This window comes from Helicobacter sp. NHP19-012, assembly GCF_019703325.1.
Taxonomy (GTDB): domain Bacteria; phylum Campylobacterota; class Campylobacteria; order Campylobacterales; family Helicobacteraceae; genus Helicobacter; species Helicobacter gastrofelis.
Genome location: NZ_AP024819.1, coordinates 571,843 through 590,896 on the forward strand (window position 1 = coordinate 571,843; position 19,054 = coordinate 590,896).

21 protein-coding genes and 1 tRNA gene are annotated in these 19,054 nt (G+C 47.5%); 14 read left to right on the top strand and 8 right to left on the bottom strand.

What is annotated here, in order from left to right:
- Positions 1-9: 9 nt before the first annotated feature.
- The 14 genes from tatB (at position 10) to K6J74_RS03000 (ending at position 9,433) form a co-directional block, all read left to right on the top strand.
- Positions 10-429 carry a Sec-independent protein translocase protein TatB gene (gene tatB, locus K6J74_RS02935; protein WP_221272385.1) on the top strand — a complete coding sequence of 140 codons (420 nt, stop codon included), beginning with the start codon at positions 10-12 and terminating at the stop codon, positions 427-429.
- Positions 422-1,168 carry a twin-arginine translocase subunit TatC gene (gene tatC / locus K6J74_RS02940; protein WP_221272386.1) on the top strand — a complete coding sequence of 249 codons (747 nt, stop codon included), beginning with the start codon at positions 422-424 and terminating at the stop codon, positions 1,166-1,168. The genes tatB and tatC overlap by 8 nt, the downstream gene beginning before the upstream one ends.
- The gene (queA, locus tag K6J74_RS02945; RefSeq protein ID WP_221272387.1) at positions 1,161-2,189 is read left to right on the top strand and encodes a tRNA preQ1(34) S-adenosylmethionine ribosyltransferase-isomerase QueA; all 1,029 of its coding nucleotides are present in this window, start codon (positions 1,161-1,163) and stop codon (positions 2,187-2,189) included. The genes tatC and queA overlap by 8 nt, the downstream gene beginning before the upstream one ends.
- Positions 2,186-2,713 carry a 16S rRNA (guanine(527)-N(7))-methyltransferase RsmG gene (gene rsmG / locus K6J74_RS02950; RefSeq protein WP_221272388.1) on the top strand — a complete coding sequence of 176 codons (528 nt, stop codon included), beginning with the start codon at positions 2,186-2,188 and terminating at the stop codon, positions 2,711-2,713. The genes queA and rsmG overlap by 4 nt, the downstream gene beginning before the upstream one ends.
- Positions 2,710-2,922, top strand: a complete 213-nt coding sequence (locus tag K6J74_RS02955; RefSeq protein WP_221272389.1) for a PP0621 family protein — start codon at positions 2,710-2,712, stop codon at positions 2,920-2,922. The genes rsmG and K6J74_RS02955 overlap by 4 nt, the downstream gene beginning before the upstream one ends.
- Positions 2,916-3,299: a hypothetical protein gene (locus K6J74_RS02960; RefSeq protein WP_221272390.1), complete on the top strand. Its 384-nt coding sequence runs from the start codon at positions 2,916-2,918 to the stop codon at positions 3,297-3,299. Before K6J74_RS02955 ends, K6J74_RS02960 begins: the two co-directional genes overlap by 7 nt.
- 39 nt (positions 3,300-3,338) lie before the next feature.
- Positions 3,339-3,426 (top strand) — tRNA-Ser (locus tag K6J74_RS02965).
- A gap of 163 nt (positions 3,427-3,589) precedes the next feature.
- On the top strand, positions 3,590-4,294 hold the full coding sequence (ureA, locus tag K6J74_RS02970) for an urease subunit alpha (RefSeq protein ID WP_221272391.1): 705 nt from the start codon (positions 3,590-3,592) through the stop codon (positions 4,292-4,294).
- Between the two features lie 14 nt (positions 4,295-4,308).
- Entirely contained in the window at positions 4,309-6,018 is a 1,710-nt protein-coding gene (ureB, locus tag K6J74_RS02975) for an urease subunit beta (RefSeq protein ID WP_221272392.1), read from the top strand.
- A 155-nt stretch (positions 6,019-6,173) separates the two neighbouring features.
- Positions 6,174-6,761 carry an AmiS/UreI family transporter gene (locus K6J74_RS02980; RefSeq protein ID WP_053829598.1) on the top strand — a complete coding sequence of 196 codons (588 nt, stop codon included), beginning with the start codon at positions 6,174-6,176 and terminating at the stop codon, positions 6,759-6,761.
- Position 6,762: 1 nt separating this feature from the next.
- Positions 6,763-7,281, top strand: a complete 519-nt coding sequence (locus K6J74_RS02985; RefSeq protein WP_221272393.1) for an urease accessory protein UreE — start codon at positions 6,763-6,765, stop codon at positions 7,279-7,281.
- 7 nt (positions 7,282-7,288) lie between these two features.
- Positions 7,289-7,984 (top strand): urease accessory protein UreF, encoded by a 696-nt coding sequence (locus tag K6J74_RS02990; protein ID WP_221272394.1) that lies wholly within the window; start codon positions 7,289-7,291, stop codon positions 7,982-7,984.
- A gap of 26 nt (positions 7,985-8,010) precedes the next feature.
- Positions 8,011-8,610, top strand: coding sequence for an urease accessory protein UreG (ureG, locus tag K6J74_RS02995; protein ID WP_221272395.1), 600 nt, complete (start codon positions 8,011-8,013; stop codon positions 8,608-8,610).
- A gap of 1 nt (position 8,611) precedes the next feature.
- Positions 8,612-9,433: an urease accessory protein UreD gene (locus K6J74_RS03000; protein WP_221272396.1), complete on the top strand. Its 822-nt coding sequence runs from the start codon at positions 8,612-8,614 to the stop codon at positions 9,431-9,433.
- Positions 9,434-9,446: 13 nt separating this feature from the next.
- Here the strand turns inward: K6J74_RS03000 and K6J74_RS03005 are convergent, their stop codons facing one another.
- The 8 genes from K6J74_RS03005 to pheS all read right to left on the bottom strand — a co-directional run bounded on the left by K6J74_RS03005 (position 9,447) and on the right by pheS (position 19,053).
- Positions 9,447-11,075: a tetratricopeptide repeat protein gene (locus tag K6J74_RS03005; protein WP_221272397.1), complete on the bottom strand. Its 1,629-nt coding sequence runs from the start codon at positions 11,073-11,075 to the stop codon at positions 9,447-9,449.
- 9 nt (positions 11,076-11,084) lie between these two features.
- Positions 11,085-12,797: a DUF262 domain-containing protein gene (locus K6J74_RS03010; protein ID WP_221272398.1), complete on the bottom strand. Its 1,713-nt coding sequence runs from the start codon at positions 12,795-12,797 to the stop codon at positions 11,085-11,087.
- Between the two features lie 78 nt (positions 12,798-12,875).
- Positions 12,876-13,700 carry a 4-hydroxy-3-methylbut-2-enyl diphosphate reductase gene (locus tag K6J74_RS03015; protein WP_221272399.1) on the bottom strand — a complete coding sequence of 275 codons (825 nt, stop codon included), beginning with the start codon at positions 13,698-13,700 and terminating at the stop codon, positions 12,876-12,878.
- Positions 13,701-13,721: 21 nt separating this feature from the next.
- A complete protein-coding gene (locus K6J74_RS03020) occupies positions 13,722-14,399 on the bottom strand; it encodes a type 1 glutamine amidotransferase domain-containing protein (RefSeq protein ID WP_221272400.1) in 678 nt (225 codons plus the stop codon).
- A gap of 80 nt (positions 14,400-14,479) precedes the next feature.
- Positions 14,480-15,775, bottom strand: a complete 1,296-nt coding sequence (gene aroA, locus K6J74_RS03025; protein ID WP_221272401.1) for a 3-phosphoshikimate 1-carboxyvinyltransferase — start codon at positions 15,773-15,775, stop codon at positions 14,480-14,482.
- Positions 15,772-16,368 carry a phenylalanine--tRNA ligase subunit beta-related protein gene (locus K6J74_RS08490; protein WP_260321682.1) on the bottom strand — a complete coding sequence of 199 codons (597 nt, stop codon included), beginning with the start codon at positions 16,366-16,368 and terminating at the stop codon, positions 15,772-15,774. The genes aroA and K6J74_RS08490 overlap by 4 nt, the downstream gene beginning before the upstream one ends.
- Positions 16,328-18,061: a YtpR family tRNA-binding protein gene (gene ytpR, locus K6J74_RS03030; protein ID WP_260321683.1), complete on the bottom strand. Its 1,734-nt coding sequence runs from the start codon at positions 18,059-18,061 to the stop codon at positions 16,328-16,330. Before ytpR ends, K6J74_RS08490 begins: the two co-directional genes overlap by 41 nt.
- Entirely contained in the window at positions 18,061-19,053 is a 993-nt protein-coding gene (gene pheS, locus K6J74_RS03035; protein ID WP_221272402.1) for a phenylalanine--tRNA ligase subunit alpha, read from the bottom strand. The genes ytpR and pheS overlap by 1 nt, the downstream gene beginning before the upstream one ends.
- Position 19,054 lies beyond the last annotated feature (1 nt).

Genomic DNA, 19,054 nt, shown 5'->3' on the forward strand with positions numbered 1-19,054 from the left:
GGTCAATAAATGTTTGGGATGGGATTTTTTGAGTTAGTGGTGGTCGTGGTGGTCGCCATCATCTTTTTAGGGCCGGACAAATTCCCTCAAGCCATGCTGGATTTAGCCCGCTTTTTTAGGGCGGTGAAGAAGACACTAAACGATGCCAAGGAGAGCCTAGATAAAGAAATCCACATTGAAGAGCTGAAAAAGGAAGCCCTTGAATACCAAGAGCTCTTGAAACAACAAGCCAAGCCCCTCGGGGATTTAAAGCAAGAGCTAGAAAATATTCCCCAAATGCCCGAAGTGCAAGACTTGCAAGAGAGCGTAAAAAGCCTTGCCAAGAGCAATCCTTTAGAGAGCCTAAACGCCCCAGAGCTAGAGATAAAGCAAGCAGAAAAACCAAAAGTGAGCCTAGAAAAAACCCCAAAAAGCCCCCCCGATGCTTGAAGATTTAAAACCGCATCTGCAAGATTTGCGCAAACGCCTTTTGATCTCAGTGTTGGTGTTGGTGCTTGCTTTTGGGCTGTGCTTTAGCTTTTGGCAAGAGATTTTTGGTTGGATCAAAGCGTCCTACCATGGTAAACTCATCCAAATCTCGCCCATTGAGGGGGTGATGGTGGCGATCAAGGTGAGCTTTTTAACCGCCCTAGCCGTGTCCATGCCCGTGATTTTTTGGCAGGCGTGGCTCTTTGTCGCCCCCGGGCTTTATAAAAACGAAAAAAAGGTCGTCTTGCCCTTCGTGTTCTTTGGGAGTGTGATGTTTGCGGCAGGGGCGTGTTTTTCTTATTATGTGGTCTTCCCCTTTGTGATGCACTACTTGGCAAACTTCGGGGGGGCGATGTTTGAAGCAAACATTTCAGCCTCCAGCTATGTGAGCTTTTTTACCCGCCTGATTTTGGGCTTTGGTTTGGCCTTTGAGCTGCCCGTGTTGGCGTTCTTTTTGGCTAAGGTGGGTTTAATCACCGATGCCACGCTTAAAGCCCATTTCAAATACGCCATTGTGGCGATCTTCATTGTGGCGGCGATCATCACCCCCCCCGATGTGATGAGCCAAGTTCTGATGGCGTTGCCTTTAATTGGGCTCTATGGACTCTCTATTTTGATCGCTAAAATGGTCAATCCCGCCTCTAAAGAAGCCCTCGATATTGCCCCCGATGACGCACCCAAAGAAACCCCAGATGCCTAGTATCCCCAAAGAGTTTAACCGCGCAAGTTATGCCTACGATTTACCAGGGCATTTGATCGCCACGCACCCCATACAGCCCAAAGAGAGTGCGAAATTGATGGTTTATGAAAGGGCTAGCGATAAACTCACCCACGCCACTTTTAAAGAAATCTTTAGCTTTTTTCCACAAGACGCCTTAGTGGTGCTGAATGACACAAAGGTGATGAAGGCTAGGCTATTTGCCCACACCCCTACAAAACGCTCAGTGGAGATTTTATTACACCGCCCCCAAAGCTTGACAACTTGCCTAGCCCAAATGAAGGGCAAAGTGCGCCCCGGGCTGGCACTAGAGCTAGAACAGGGTTATTCTTGCGAGGTTTTAGAAGTGTTAGACAATGGTTTAAGGGTGCTTGAGTTTAGACATAGGGGAGAAGTTTTAGAGTGGGGCGGGGTGCTTGCCATGCTTGAGCTTTTAGGGCATATGCCCATCCCCCCCTATCTCAAACGCCCCGACACAAGCGCAGACATACAAGACTATCAAAGCGTGTTTGCTAAAAATTTAGGGGCGATCGCCGCACCCACCGCCTCCTTGCACTTTTCAGAAAGCGCAAGGGACCACCTACTTAAGCATTATCAGCATGTTTTTATCACCCTGCATGTGGGGGCGGGGACTTTTTTAAGTGTGGAGAGTGAAGACATTCGAGAGCACCCCATGCACGCCGAGTTTGTGCAGGTGTCCCCAAAAGCGAGGCAAGCCCTAGATAGGGCGCAATATATTTTATGTGTAGGCACCACCGCCCTAAGAGCAACTGAGCATTATAAAAGGGGTTTTGGCAATGCGCCATGCACTCTCTTTTTACACGCAGGCAACCCGGTAAAGCACGCCCACGCACTGCTTACAAATTTTCATTTGCCCGAATCCACTTTAATCATGCTCGTGGCTTCTATGGTGGGGCTAGACAAATGCCTAGAACTTTATCAAATCGCCATAGCGCATAACTACCGCTTTTATTCCTATGGAGATGGGATGTTGATCTTATGAGTCCAAAATTGGATTTATTCGCTAATTTGCTTTTGGATTGGGGCGGGGTGCATAATTTGAGCGGAGCTAAGAGCCGCCAAGACATTGAGCGCAACATACAAGATAGCTTGCAGGTTTTGGATTTTATCGCCCCCTTCCAAAGCTGTTTAGACATCGGCAGTGGGGCAGGCTTTCCTGCTATCCCCTTAAGCCTAGAATGCCCCAATGCTCGCTTTATCCTTGTAGAGCCCAATGCTAAAAAAATGGCGTTTTTGCACCATTTAAAGGCGAGCCTAAGCTTAGACAATGTGCTTTTAAAACGCTTGCGCTTGCAAGAGCTGCCCCCCTTAAAGGTGGATTTAATCACCTCTAGGGCACTGATGAACGCACAAGACTTATTGAATTTAAGTGCCCACTTCTTGGAAAAAGGCGGGCATTTTCTCTTTTACAAGGGGAGCAATTTAAACCAAGAGATCGCCTGTTTGCCCGGGGAGTGCTTCACCTATGGCAAACGGGTGTATTTTTACCGCAAGGGGGCAAATTGAGATTGTTATTTTTATTAGCTATTGTGGTGGGGTTGTTTTTGTGGCTAAGGCCCAAAGTGAAAGTCGCTCCGCCTCAAAATGACCCCAATGCAGGGCTAGACATGCTTGAGTGCGCCCATTGCAAAACCTATGTGACGCCAGAGGAGGCGGTGTATGCTGGGGATCGTGTCTACTGCTCTAGGGCGTGCTTGAAAGAAAGTGCATGTTGATTTTTGGACATCCACAAATTCCCACAAACCCCTTTGTGCGGGCTACAGAAATCCACCAAATCGCCCAAAGCTTGGCAAGCGTTGTTGTGTATTTTTATGCCACAGATGAAAAAGCTTTTGAGTTGTCCGCCCATTGCAGTGAAAACGGGGTAAAATACGCCGTTTGGGTGGCTAGCCCTTTGGAGTGGGCGTTGATGGTGAATTTCAAACCTAGTTATATTTTGGTAGAAAATGAGCCCAAAACCTACCAAAGTTTAGTAGACGATTATTTGAGCGATGCGCGAGTGCTATGGGTGATAGACAAGGAAGAACAAATCGAGCAAGCTTTGAAAATAAGAATAGACGGGGTGGTGTTTGGGGCATTTTTAGGACTTTAGATTTTTTAGGCAAAATGTGCTAAAATAGGGGTTTTTCTTGGAGAGATGTCCGAGTGGTTGAAGGAGCACGCCTGGAACGCGTGTAAGGTGCAAGCCTTCAAGGGTTCGAATCCCTTTCTCTCCGCCATTTTCCCCCATTTTTATGTTTTTTGTGAATAAGATTAACAAAGAATAAATAATATTATCTTTGGCTAACAAAATATTAACAACCATTAGCCAAAAGATACTAAAATCTACCCCGTTGATAGCTTGCGCTATTCAATAACACCATTTTACAAGAGGAGTTTAGGATGAAGCTTACCCCTAAAGAGCTAGATAAATTGATGCTCCACTATGCGGGAGAACTAGCCAAACAACGCAAAGCCAAAGGTATTAAGTTAAATTACACTGAAGCCGTGGCTTTGATCAGTGCGCATGTGATGGAAGAAGCCCGCGCTGGTAAAAAAAGCGTGGCAGATTTAATGCAAGAAGGCAGGACACTTCTTAAAGCCGATGATGTGATGCCCGGTGTGGCGCACATGATCCACGAAGTGGGGATTGAAGCAGGCTTTCCCGATGGGACAAAACTTGTAACCATCCATACCCCAGTAGAAGCCGGTAGCGAAAAACTTAATCCCGGTGAAGTGATCCTTAAAAACGAAGACATCACTTTGAATGCCGGTAAACACGCTATCCAACTTAAAGTCAAAAACAAAGGCGACCGCCCCGTGCAAGTGGGTTCACACTTCCACTTCTTTGAAGTCAACAAACTTCTAGACTTCGATCGCGAAAAAGCCTATGGCAAACGCCTAGACATCGCTTCAGGCACTGCTGTGCGCTTTGAACCTGGTGAAGAAAAAACCGTGGATTTGATCCAAATTGGTGGCAACCAACGCATCTACGGCTTCAACGCTCTTGTGGATCGTCAAGCTGACCACGATGGCAAAAAACTTGCTTTGAAACACGCTAAAGCCCATGGTTTTGGCACCATCAACTGCGGTTGCGACAATAAATAAGGAAAGGAAGACCGATGAAAAAAATTTCTCGCAAAGAATATGTTTCTATGTATGGGCCCACTACGGGCGATAAAGTGAGACTAGGCGACACTGACCTAATCCTAGAAGTTGAACACGACTACACCACTTATGGTGAAGAAATCAAATTCGGGGGCGGGAAAACCATCCGCGATGGTATGGGTCAAACCAACAGCCCCAGCAGCCATGAGCTTGACCTTGTCATCACCAACGCTTTGATCGTGGACTACACCGGCATTTACAAAGCCGACATCGGCATTAAAAACGGCAAAATCCACGGCATCGGTAAAGCGGGCAACAAAGACCTTCAAGATGGCGTTTGCAACAGGCTCTGCGTAGGCCCTGCTACTGAAGCTCTTGCTGGGGAAGGTTTGATCGTCACCGCTGGTGGGATCGACACACACATCCACTTCATCTCTCCCCAACAAATCCCCACGGCCTTTGCTAGTGGGATCACCACTATGATTGGGGGCGGAACTGGACCTGCTGATGGAACTAACGCCACCACTATCACTCCCGGACGCTGGAACCTCAAAGAAATGCTCCGCGCTTCTGAAGAATACGCCATGAACCTTGGCTACCTTGGTAAAGGGAATGTGTCTTTTGAACCTGCTCTCATTGACCAGCTAGAAGCCGGTGCGATTGGCTTTAAAATCCACGAAGACTGGGGCAGCACACCCTCTGCTATCAACCACGCTCTAAACATCGCCGATAAATACGATGTGCAAGTTGCCATCCACACCGACACCCTAAATGAAGCCGGCTGTGTAGAAGACACTTTACAAGCCATCGCAGGCCGCACTATCCACACCTTCCACACTGAAGGTGCTGGTGGCGGACACGCTCCCGATGTGATCAAAATGGCTGGCGAATTTAATATCCTCCCAGCTTCTACAAACCCCACCATCCCCTTCACCAAAAACACCGAAGCCGAACACATGGACATGTTGATGGTGTGCCACCACTTGGATAAAAACATCAAGGAAGATGTGGAATTTGCCGGCTCTCGTATCCGCCCTCAAACCATCGCAGCTGAAGACAAACTCCACGATATGGGGATTTTCTCTATCACCAGCTCCGACTCTCAAGCTATGGGGCGTGTGGGCGAAGTCATCACCCGCACTTGGCAAACAGCCGACAAAAATAAAAAAGAATTTGGTCGCTTGCCTGAAGAAAAAGGCGACAACGACAACTTCCGCATTAAACGCTACATTGCCAAATACACCATCAACCCCGCCATCACCCACGGCATTTCTGAATATGTTGGCTCTGTAGAAGTGGGTAAATTCGCCGACCTCGTGCTTTGGAGCCCTGCGTTCTTTGGCATTAAACCCAACATGATCATCAAAGGCGGTTTCATTGCGCTTTCTCAAATGGGCGATGCCAACGCTTCTATCCCCACTCCCCAACCCGTTTATTACCGTGAAATGTTCGGCCACCATGGCAAAGCCAAATATGACACCAACATCACTTTCGTGTCTCAAGTCGCCTATGAAAACGGCATTAAACACGAGTTGGGCTTGCAAAGAATCGTGTTGCCTGTGAAAAACTGCCGCAACATCACCAAAAAAGACCTCAAATTCAACGATGTTACCGCACACATCGAAGTCAACCCTGAAACCTACAAAGTGAAAGTGGATGGCAACGAGGTTACCTCCCACGCTGCGGACAAATTGAGCTTGGCACAACTCTACAACCTATTCTAGTGCCGATACAAGGGGGGAGGTTTTTGCCCTGCTTTTTAGCGGGGCTTTTGTCGTTTAGGGGGGGTTTGATTTACTTTATTGTTTTATAATGGGGCTTCCTTGGGGTTTTCGTTATAAAACGATGACGCTCTGGTTATTTCACAATAAGGATAGGAATGTTAGGACTTGTGTTATTGTATGTTGCGATCGTGTTGATCAGCAACGGCGTTTGTGGGCTCACAGGCGTGGATGCCAAAAGCAAAGCAGTCATGAACTACTTTGTGGGTGGGCTCTCCATTGTATGTAATGTGGTGGCGATCATTTACTCCACTTTCCACGCCACCCCTATGGTTGAAGGGGCAGAGAATATCCAGCAAGTGGCGCACCACCTGATTAACTTCTATGGCCCTGCCACAGGTTTATTATTCGGCTTTACCTACCTTTATGCCGCCATCAACAATACCTTTAACTTGGATTGGAAACCCTATGGTTGGTATTGTTTATTTGTAACCATCAACACCATCCCCGCGGCCATTCTTTCTCACTACTCCGATGTCCTAGACGATCACAAAATGCTAGGCATCACTGAAGGCGACTGGTGGGCTTTCATTTGGCTCGCTTGGGGTGTGCTCTGGTTAACTGGCTGGATTGAAGAAGTGGCTAAAATTAAACTCGGTAACTTCGTGCCTTGGCTTGCCATCATCGAAGGGATCATCACCGCTTGGATCCCTGCTTGGTTGCTCTTTATCCAACACTGGGCATAAAATGCGCGCTGTGGCTATCCTAGGCAATCTCCATACCAAAGCCCCGCAAGGGGCGGTGGATTTTATCGACCTTGAATGGTTTGATAGCCAAAAGCGCATGGGGCGTTTTAAGACCAGAAGCGGGCAGGAAGTGGTGATGAAGTTAGAAACCCCCCCAAAGATGGGGCTAGCCGATGGGGACATTTTGTTTCAAGACGCACAAACCACCATCGCCATCAACATTCTGCCCACTAAAGTCCTTTGTGCTTACGCTTCTAACATGCACGAAGTGGCGCAAATCTGCTATGAAGTGGGTAACCGCCACGCCTCGCTTTACTATGGTGAAGAAAATTTGAGTTTTAAAACCCCATATGACAAGCCCATGCAAGTTTTGTTTGAAAGATTGGGCGTGAAGCATGCGGTTTTAAAAAGCAAATTAGACGCTTTGCAACGCATTTCTGTGAACGCATCGCCACACACTGAAACCCCTGTATTGAAATTCACCGACAGCACAGACTTACAGATTTTGATTAAAAAATAGGACTTCCATGCACACCGACTTTTTACTGCTCCAAATCAACGATGCCATGTTTCCCATCGGCTCTTACACCCACTCTTTTGGGCTAGAAACCTATATCCAAGACAAAGAAGTTTGCGACAAAGAGAGTGCGTTAGAGTATCTCAAAGCTAACCTAAGCACACAATTTTTATACAGCGATTTACTGAGCTTAAAACTCTGCTACCAGCACGCTAAGGCAGGGCTAGAGAGCCAAGACCCCCACTTGGGGCATATTTTAGACATTGAAGAAAAAGTAAGCCTTGCCACCCCCCCCTTAGAATTACGCAACGCGAACCAAAAGCTGGGCAACCGCTTTTTAAAAACGATTTTACAGCTGGATTTGCCCTTTGTGCGTTTCTTTAGAGCTTATGCTAAAGCCACCACCACGCCCACACACGCCACCAGCTATGGGGTGTTTTGTGCGTGCTTTAACATTGCCCTAGAGACCGCTCTAAAGCACTACCTTTACGCCCAAAGCTCGAATATGGTGATTAACTGCGTTAAGACCATCCCCCTAGCCCAAAATGACGGGCAAAGGATTTTACTCGCCCTGCAAGAAACCTTTAGCGACCTGCTTAGCACTTTAGAAAACCTAGATATAAGCTATTTGTGTGCGGCAAGTATCCAAAACGACATCAAGGCGATGCAACACGAGCAACTATACTCCCGCCTGTATATGTCTTAAATTTCAACTTTTTATAAAGGATTAGAATGGTAAAAATCGGTGTTTGTGGCCCTGTGGGCAGTGGAAAAACGGCTTTGATCGAAGCCCTGACTCGGGCGATGAGCCAAAATTACAGCATAGGCGTGATCACCAACGACATTTACACCAAAGAAGATGCCGAGTTTTTGTGTAAAAACTCTGTCATGCCAAGAGAGCGTATCATTGGGGTAGAAACTGGGGGTTGCCCGCACACCGCCATTAGAGAAGACGCGTCCATGAACTTAGAAGCGGTGGAAGAAATGCTACATCGCTTCCCCGACATTCAGTTAATGTTTATTGAAAGTGGGGGGGATAATCTCTCCACCACCTTTAACCCCGAATTGGCGGACTTTACGATCTTTGTGATCGATGTGGCTGAAGGGGATAAAATCCCCAGAAAAGGCGGGCCGGGCATCACCCGCTCGGATTTACTCATCATCAATAAAATCGATCTAGCCCCCCATGTCGGGGCGGATTTGGGCGTGATGGAGCGAGACTCTAAAAAAATGCGTGGGGACAAGCCCTTTTTATTCACCAACATTCGAAGCAAGGACGGCTTAGACAGCGTGATCTCTTGGATTCAAAAACACGCCTTGTTAGAAGATTAAAATGGAGCACAAGACTAGCTACGCCCAAGCCTCACGGCTGAAGCTCAAAACCAAAATGGGGCTCAATGGCAAGTGCGTCATCGCCGACAATTATTTCACCCCCCCCTTTAAGCTCATGCCCCCCTTTTACGCTAGAGATAGCCTAGCCGAGATTATGCTGATTGCTGTAAGTCCGGGCATGTTAAAAGGGGACGCACACGAGATAGGCATTGAAGTGGGGCAAGATTGCCAGCTCAAGCTCTCTAGCCAAAGCTTTGAGAAAGTGCAAGACACTGAAGACGGCTATGCGAGCCGCAAAACGCACATTGCCATCAAAGAAAACGCCCTGCTAGACTTTAGCCCCCTGCCTATCATCCCCTTTGCTAACGCCCATTTTCAAAACCACAGCCATATTGTGTTGCACGAAAACGCCCAACTGCTTTACAGCGAAATCATCACGGCAGGGCGGATTGCTATGGGCGAAAGCTTTGCCTTTAAGCGGTTGCACTCTACGCTAAGCATCTCTTACTCCAAAGAAAACAGCGAACACCCCTTGTTTGTGGATAACACGCTTTTAGAGCCAGCCAAAATGGATTTAAAAAACCCGTGCATGTTTGGCAATTACACCCATTATTTAAATTTAGTGGCTTTCACCAAGCACCTAGATCAAGACAGCTTGCTAAGCTTTTTAGAAGGCTTTGAAGGGCAAGTGGGTGTGAGCACCCTAGCTTCTAAGTTGCCAGACGGCTACTTTAGCCTATGCCTCAAAGCCCTCGCTTGTGGCTCTGAACCCTTGTTGCATTTGCGTAAGTCCATCAGCCAAGAGCTCTTAGGACGGTTGTAAAAGCTCTAGGGGGCTAATCCTCCCAATCGAATGAGTCGCAAGCCTTTTTTAAGTATTCAAACGCCTTTAGGGGGTCGGGTGTTACACCCAAGCCCTTGTCATAGATTTTACTTAATCGACGCAAAGCTTCATCATAACAAGACTCTTCGCAATGCGCCCCGTTGGCAACTATGGTGAAATGCTCTAGGGCTTTGGCGTAGTCTTGCTGCACCACATCGCCGCCATCAAAATACAGCTCGGCCAAATTAAAGTGGGCTTGGTAATCCTCAGCATTCATCTCTATCGCCTTTTTAAGGTATTCTAGGGCTTTTTGCTCGTCCTTGACGCACCCACTGCCCGTAACATACATTTCTGCCACATAGCCATAAAGGCGTGTGTTGCCTAGCTCTATGGCTTTTAAACACCATTCTAAAATTTGGGTGTTGTTATGCGTCCAGTCCAGCGACACTAAGCGGGCATAAGCCTCTGTGCCAAAGACTTCTTCGGCAAGGCTTATCGCCTTTTTGTAATGAGCCACCGCCTTTTTATGATTTCTTCTAGAACCGATAGAACCAAAACCCTCACTATAACCCTCACTACGCTTCATGTATTGCCGAGACACCATATAACAAATATGCGCCTTCTCTAGCTTGGTTTGACCCATTTTAAGAGCTTTATTGTAATACTCCTCAGCTCTTTTAGGGTCGGGCATGCAGATACCCTCAAGATAAAAGTCAGCTAAGTCAAAACAGGCACTGATAGAACCCATATCCACCGCCCGATTTAGGTATTCTAAGCCTTTTTCTATATCCACAGGCACCCCCCTACCATTTAAATAAAAATCCCCAGTTAAGGTATAAGACCTCGTGTCCCCCATGTCCCCTGCTTTTTTCAGGTATTCTAGGGCTTTGGTGAAGTTAGGACACCCCTTAAAAGAACGCCTCAGCGTCTTATCGCCATAGATCTTGCCTAATTCATATAAACTCTCCACATCGCCTAATTTTGCGCTCTTTTCATAGCACTCTATGGCTTCATTAATGTATCCTTTCTCGCGTGCTTGCGTGCCCCTTAAGAACAGCATATCTGCCTTTTTGGGGAATACTTGCCTAGAGTTAACACCCCCCACTTTAAAATCCTGCACGGGCAAATCGTTAAACAACGCCACCAGCCTTAACAAACTAAGGGGATAGTCGTAGCGATCCAAGTAAAATTCTCTGCCACATTTGTTGTGGTATTTGGCTTTGTCGTTCTCAAAGAGTTTTTTAAAAGCCGGGCAAGCTTGCGCCTCTTTAAGATTTTGCACCCCGCAGGTGATTAAAAAAGAACAGCGGTATTCACGACGCCTTAAGGGCGCAAAGCATATATAAAAGCCATGCGCGCTCTCTAGCCTGCTGGTATTCACCAAATCCTCTTGCAAGAGATTTTGGGGGGCAAAGATGAGCACCCCCCTAATTTCCTCTTTCACCCCTTTATGGTTTAGGATTTTAAAGGGCTTTTCACAAAACGCCCCCACCCACTCGATCCCCCTTAAGAGTTTGTTTAACTTTTTAACAATGTTCTTAGCAGAGCTAAAATCCTCCTTGCTGACGCACTTATCAAAGGCATCAAGGCATTCTTCAAGCTCTTGCCTCTCTTTAAACCCTAAAGCCACTCTTTCTATCATCGCGCCTCCTCAAACGGCGTATTCTTTAAAGAACACATACAACCGCTGATAAATCTCCTCTGTGCGGGCTTTAATGTCCTCTAGTAGCCAATCGCTTTTGGGGAACTTGGCTAAATCCTGCGCCTCTAAAAACTTGGACTTAGCGTATTTGGGCTTTTTGGCGTCAAAGTAGCCATTGCTCGCCTTGATGTTGAGTGGTTTTTCTAAAAGGATTTTATTGCCAATGGACTCGACTAAGGCATTCGCCTCTTTTTTATCAAGCTTCACATAATTTGTCTGCCACTTTTTGGGGAAAATGTGCTCGATCTCGGGTTTTTCACAAACCCCTGTGTCTTGCTTAGGGTATTTTAAATACATGTTGAGAGCCACAAGGGTTTTAGTGAGCCTTTTGGTTTGGGCGGCTTCAAAGAAAGTGCGGAAGGTGTATTCACGCCTTTGGGTAGTAACCACGCTTTTTAAAATCTCTTGACTCTCTGCTTTAAAGTCTATGTTGCCCGTTTTGTAAAGTGAAGTGTAGGCGTTATACACCAAGTTTTTAATCTGCCCGGGGTGGCGTGCAATGGTATAAATCAAGAAGTGGGCGCATGTCCGCATTAAAACCTCCTCAAGCCCTTTAAAATAATCCTTGCCCTTCTGCTGACAATAGGCGTAGTAAGCCCCGTCTAGGAACTCCCAATACCCACTATCTAAAGTATAAAGGACATTGTAAAACTGGTAGGCGCGGTGCGAAACTTTAGAGCTGACTTCATCGCTATGCCAATACTCTTGCATTTTTGCAATTTCTTGCATGATAGAGCCGTCTTTGAGTAGGTCGCGGTGCTTGTTTAAAAAGAAGGGGCGTAAGCCGATCTCTCGGCTTTTATCCCCCTTTTGTGCCCTTAAGACATGCATGCAAAGCCTAAAGAGCCAATCAATGTCGCACTCTTGTTCTAGCTCCTGCCACTGCGTTACAAACGCCTCTCTCTCTTGGGGGGTTCTGTAAGAGAAAATCACGCTTTTAAAAATGTCCGTATCCACTAAAGGGAGTCCCCTAGTGTTGAGCGTATTAAAGACCCTTAAGGCGTACTCTAGGCGGTTCTCTTCATCTTGCCCCCCACACTCCACCGACAACACAATGCAAGATTTCAACACACACAGACAAAACTCGTGAAAAGTCGTGGCGTGGTTTGCGCTAAATTCATCTAGCTGCGTTACAAAGTAGCGGTAGTTTTTCTCGTAATTTGAGCTGTCCTCTGCTTCGTCTTGCTCTAGTCCGTTTTCTAGGATATTTTGCAAGACTTGGTGCTTGTCATCGCTGATAGCGTGGCTGATTAAATGGGGCTTAGTGGGGTCTGGCTCGCCCGTAACCCCGTCAATCTCCCACAGACAAGAGGCGAGATTGTCTAGCAAGCGTTGCATTTTGCCATTATTTTCACGCATGAGCTTGGCGTGCATGGCTTTAAGCAACAACATTAAAGTCGTGGTGCGTTGTTGCCCATCCACAATGTGTTTTTTATCTTTAATGGGGTAAAAGACGACCGAACCTAAGAAATAGGGGTTTTGATCGGTGCTTTCACCCCCCCACCCCCCCTCAAAAAACGCCACAATGTCCTCCCATAACTGCGCACACTCCCCTAGTCCCCACGCATAATTTCTTTGATACTCTGGCACTACAAACTTATTTTTAGACAAATAGTCTAAAATATCCATTTGTAAAGTGCTCATTTCTAACTTACTTGCCATAAAAACCTCCATTAAAAAATGTGCTTGTGTTCTAGCACTTCTTTTTTCATGGACGGCTAATAAGGCGCGCCAAAGCCCCTAAAACCCCAAAATTTTTTCTCTAACCCCCTCAATGATCCAGCCTGGAGTGGACGCACCTGCGCTAATGCCACAGAGTTTTTTAGAGCGAAACCACGACTCTTCAAGGTCGTTAAAGTCCTCCACTAAATAGCTGTCCATGCAAAACTCTTTGGCGATGTTGAAAAGCTGTTTGGTGTTAGAGGAGGTCTTGCCCCCCACAATCACCATAATATCCACTTCTTGGCTCAGCTCCCGCACCGCTTCTTGGTTGTCAAAGGTGGCGTTGCAAATGGTGTTAAAAATACGCACCTCAGCGCACCTAGCGATGAGAAAGCTGGCGATCTCTAAGAGTTTGGGGGTTTGTTTGGTGGTTTGCGAGACTAAAGCCACCCGTTTAGACAAGTTTTGGTCTTGCAACTGGGCTAGAGAATTGACGATCAAAGGGGGGGTGCTAGAGTAGCTAATCACCCCCTTCACTTCGGGGTGGTTGGCATCTCCAAAAATCACAATTTGATACCCCTTGTCGCTCATTTTTTCCACGATTTGCTGGGGCTTGATGACATACGGGCAAGTTGCGTCAATGATATGTGCCCCCTTGTTTTTCAACAAAGCCAAATCGTTTTTAGGGATGCCATGTGTGCGGATAATCACGCTTTTATCCGCCCCCACACTTTGCACCTCCTCTTGCACCCGCACATTGTAATCTTGCTCTAGCCGTTTGATCTCTTTAGGGTTGTGGATGAGTGAGCCTAGCGTTAGGCTGTTCTTGTTCTTTTGGGCGATCTCAATCGCCCTTTTCACCCCAAAACAAAAGCCGTAATTCTTTGCCATTTTCACTTGCATAGGCACTCCTGCATAACCGCCTTAAATTAACTCCAAAACTTGTTTAGCCACTGGGGCGCTAGAAGCAGGGTTTTGCCCTGTAACGATGCGTTGGTCGCTGAGGGCAAAGGGAGCCCAGTCCGCTGCTTTTTCATACTTAGCCCCCCTTGCCACAAGCACGTCCTCAGTCAAATAGGGCACGAGTTTGTCTAATTGCAACGCCTTCTCCTCGCTGTTGGAAAACCCGGTGACTTTTTTGCCCGCAATCAAGTAGCTCCCATCTTGGTTTTTGATGTTTAAAAGCCCCGCCGCACCGTGGCAAACAGAGGACACCACGCCCCCATGGTTGTAGATGTCTAGGGCAACTTGGGCTAATGCCGTGTTATCCGGGAAGTCCCAAACCACGCCATGCCCACCAGCGTAGTAAATGGCGGCATAATCTTTAGGATTGAGCGCGGACACGGGCAGCGTATTGCCTAGTAAATCCATGAAGGCTTGGTTGGTGTAGTACTGCCAATCTATAGGGCTCATAAAATCCTTGGCTAGACTATTAGGGTCGATGGGCGTGTAACCACCCTTGGGGCTAGCGTAATCTATGGCGTAGCCAGCCTTTTCGATTTCATGGGCAAAATGGACGGCTTCGCCAAGCCACAAACCCGTGGGCTTTTCATCGTTAGGGTACTTGGAAACATTGGTTACGATGACTAATATTTTTTTCATTGATTTCTCCTTGTTGTGCGTAAAACGCCTTGATGACCCCCTCTTAAACATCTTAGCACACTTTGGCAGATTGTCAAGCTCTAAGAATTGAGGTGTCTAAAATGCTCTAAAAAATTCGGGTAAGAAACGCTGACGCACTCTACCCCCCTTAAATCCCCCCCACAGGCGAGCAGTGCCATAGCAAAACTTAAAGCAATGCGGTGGTCTTTAAAACTCTCTAAAGGCTCTTTGGGGCGTTTTAAACTGCCCCCTATGATTTTAAAGCCGTCTTCTAAAGCGTGGCACTCTATCCCCATTTTTTCTAAGTTAGCTAAGGTCGTGGCGATGCGATCGCTCTCTTTAAAACGCAATTCTTTAGCATTACTCACCACGCTAACCCCCTTAGCCACCGCCATAGCCACTGCCAAAGCGGGCAATTCGTCTATCAGGCTGGCGGTGTTTTGGCTAAGATTTAGAGCTTTTAGTGGGCTGTGCTTGACATAAATATCGCCCACAGGCTCAGCCCCCATTTGCCCTTTAAACTCATAACGCACACTTGCCTCCATTTGCTCCAAGACTTTAAAGGCTTCGATGCGTGTGGGATTGAGTAGCACCCCCTTTAAAAGCACAGAGCTACCCGGCACTAGCATAACCGCTAAGGCAAAGTAAAAGGCACTGGATGGGTCGGCAGGGATATGCCATGCAAAGGACTCTAAGGGCTTTTGCAGGGGCTCTAGCGTGAGCTTGGGTGGGGTAAGCTTGATTGAAGCCCCTAAAGCGAGCAGTGCCCTTTCGCTGTGATCCCTGCTTAAGTGGGGTTCGCTAAAGTTTAGGGGGTCTTTGGCTTGTAAGCTCGCTAAAAGCAGGGCACTTTTAACTTGGGCGGATGCGATGGGGCTAGCATAATCTAAGCCCTTTAAAGGGCTACTTAGCACACTTAAGGGGGCGAAGTTTTGTACCCTTGCGTGGATTTTTGCCCCCATCTGTGCTAAAGGCTTTACCACCCGCCCCATAGGTCTTTGGCTTAGGGATTTATCGCCCACTAAAATATAATGGTTTTGCTGGCATTGGCTAGAGCTAAGCAGGCCACTAAATAGCCGCATGCTCGTGCCTGAGTTGTTGCAATTTAGGGGCTTTGTAGGCTCATTAAAGTGTAAAAACTTTTTAGGGGGTGTGAGTTTTAGGGTGTTGTCCTTGCTCTTTTGCACCTTTAAGCCCAAAGTTTTGACAATCTTTAGCGTGCTTAAACAATCCGCCCCCATTAATAAATTACCCACAAAACAAGGCTTTTCACACAAAAGGGCGAAAATCAACGCCCGGTGGCTTAAGGACTTATCGGCAGGCAAGCCTTCTAACTCTAGGCTAAAGGGCTTGGCGGGCTTAACTTCTAGCTTCATTTGAGTTTGGCGTTTAAACGGGTTTCTAAAACGCCTAATGCCCCCTGCACCACTTCTTGCAATTCTTTATCCGTTAAGGCGGTGTGTGATTGGATTTTTAAACGCAAACTTAGGGCGATTTGATTCGCATTTTCGGCATAAAGATCAAGGGCGATGACTTCTTGCAAATGGGGGATTTGTGCCTGCATTAATGCTTCTTGTAAGGCAGCAAAGGGGCAATCTTTGTCTAAAATCAAGGTCAAATCCCTAAAACTGGTGGGGAGTTTTGAAAACTCCTTAGCTTTATAGGGCTTAGGGCTTAACACACTGCCCTGTACTTCGGCGATAAAGCCCTCTAACAAGTCCGCTTCTTGCACCAAAATAGGATTAATCGCCCCCATCACCCCCACTTTTTGCCCCCCCATGACAAGCCACGCACTGGCATAAGGGTGGTAGGCGGTGCTTAAGTAGGAGTTTTCTTGTTGCTCTTTGGGGCTTAGAGCTTGCAAGCTAAAAGAGCCTAAAATGTGGCTAAGGGTGGTGGCAAAGGCGTAAAAATCCCATGCCATGCCTTTAGGGTGGGGGTAGTGGGGGGTTTTTAAGGCCGCTGGCAATGAAGGCTAGGCTTTGGCTTTCTTCTCTGTCAGCACTATAGACACTGCCTAGCTCAAACAACGCCACGCTTTTAAAGCCTAGATTTTTGTTCTGTACCACCGCCTGCAAGAGTCCGGGGATTAAAGAGGTGCGTAGGGTGTTTAGGTCGCTGTTGATGGGGTTTTGCAGGTCTAGGGGGTCTTGCAAAGTGGGGTAGCCGAGCTTTTCTAGCTGTTCTTTTTTGGCAAAGAGATAATGCACCACTTCTTTAAAGCCTAGGCTTAGGGCTTTGGTGGCAAGGGTTCTTTCAAAGCTGTAGCGGGTGTAATGGGGGTTGTGGCTGGTGGGCTCATTTAGGGGCAAGAGCACGGGGGGGACATTCTCAATGCCGATAAAACGCAAGACTTCTTCGGCGATGTCGGCAATGTTGGCGATGTCATGCCGAAATAAGGGCACTTGGACGCTAAAATGCTCTGCTTGCACTTGGACGCTAAAGCCCAAATTCTCTAAGATGCCCTTAACTTGACGCGTGTCTAGCGTCAGCCCTAAAAGACGCTCTATGTCGCCTAAGCTAAAGGCGACTTTTTGGGGCTCAAGTTTGCTGTAAAGACTTTCAATCTCTAAAGCTAGGGCGTTTAGGGTTTGTAACACCTCTTGCAACACGCCAAAGCCGAGCAAGACTTGCGGTTCGCTCCCCCTAGTGGTGCGTTGCGTTAGGCTTGAGGCGTGCTTTGTGGCGTGCTGGCTTAGTCTTGTGGCGGTGTAGGTGGGGTCTAAAAAGCTTGCCTCAATTAGGTTTCTTTGCCCCTTATCTTTGGGGGGGTTTAGGGCAATGCTACTAAGCTCCACGCCTTGAGAATAGACTTTCACAAAGCCTAAGTTGTCCTCTTTGATTTCTAGGGGCGTGCTGGGGTAAGCGTTTAAGATGACACCACTAAGATAAGTTGCATAGGCTAAGAGATTGTCTAGGGGGTCTTGGCTTAAGGCGTTTTGTAAGGCTAGGCTTAGGCGGATTTCTAGGGGCAAATCTAAGCTCGTGGCGTGCAATTTAGCGTAAGCTAGGGCTAAATGCTGGGCACTTTGGGCTAACTTTAGGGGGGGTGTGCTTTGTGGGGGTGGTGTGTGGGGGGTGTTTAAGCTTAAGCCATAAAGGGCGGCGATTTCTCTAGCCACGCCTAAGACGCTGGCACAATCCCCCCGATTGGGGGTTAAGCCGATGTCTAAGAGTGTGCCGGCAAAAAAGGGCAAATCTTTTAAGGGCGCGCCTAGTTTTAGGGGCTGGTGGGCGTTGATACTACTATCTAGTACCAAAATCCCCTCTTCTAGCTTGGGTAAGCCTAGCTCTGTGGTGGAGCAAAGCATGCCAAAACTCTCCACCCCCCTAAGTGTGCTAGGCTTAATGTGTAAGTTGCAATCGCTCAAATACGCCCCCTCTAGGGCTAGAGCCACAAACTGCCCTGCGGCGACATTTTTCGCCCCGCACACGATTTGTAACACCCCTTGCCCGCTATCCACTTGGCAAACGCTCAACTTCTCAGCGTTGGGGTGTTTATCCTTAGAGAGCACTTTGGCTACCACGACTTTTTCGGGCAAATTAAAGGGGTGTGTGCCTTCGACTTCTAAGCCCACACGGCTTAAGTCCGTGCAAAGGGTGGGGATGGATAAGCTAGAGATGTCTAAAAAATGTGCCAAATGGGCGGTGTGTAGCAACATTAAAACGCCTCCAGCATGCGTAAATCCGTTTCAAAGAAACTGCGTAAGTCGTTGATTTCACAAGAGAGCATGGCAAGCCTTTCAATACCTAGCCCAAAGGCGTAACCTTGCATGCCCTCTAGCCCGACATTTTTAAAGACCTCTGGATGCACGAGCCCCGCACCTAGCACCTCGAGCCAGCCCGTGTTTTTACACACCTTGCACCCTTTTTGCTGACAGAAAACACAACTCATATCCACCTCAGCACTAGGCTCGGTGAAGGGGAAAAAGCTGGAGCGCCAGCGCACCTTGACAGAGCCAAAGAAGGCGTTTAAAAACTCTTCTAAGACTTGCTTTAAATGCCCAAAATGCACGCCTGTATCCACGACTAGCCCCTCCACCTGCGAGAACATGGGGGTGTGGGTGGTGTCGTAATCGCGTCTAAAAGTGTGCCCCACGGCGATCATTTTGATCGGGGGGGTTTGTGTTTGCATGGCGTGGATTTGGCTAGGGGATGTGTGGGTGCGTAGGAGCTTGTGGTCTTTAAAGTAGAAGGTGTCTTGCATGGCACGGGCGGGGTGGTGGGGGGGGATGTTGAGCGCGCTAAAATTGTGAAAATCATCTTCTACAAGCGCACCTAAGTGCAATTTAAAGCCCCTTTGGGTGAAGTGGGTGATGATGCGCTCTTTAGTGTAGTTTAAGGGATGCCCTAAGCTCCCACCTGAATGGGTGTTGGCTAAACTCACATCGATTTTTTCAGCCTCTAGGCGCACTTGCAATTCTAAAGCTTGCAGGGCTTGCTTTTTTTGGGCGTGTAGAGTGCTAAAGCTTTCTTTAAAGCGGTTGAGCTCTTGAGCGTATCTCGTCTTCTCCTCTTGCTCTAATTCTTTGAGACCTGCAAAGGCGTGGGCAAGCAAGCCCTTTTTACCTAGCACTAATAGGCGCAATTCCTCCAGCGTGTGTAAATCCTTTACCTCCTCTAGTTTTTCTAAAGCCGCTTGTAATGCCTGCATG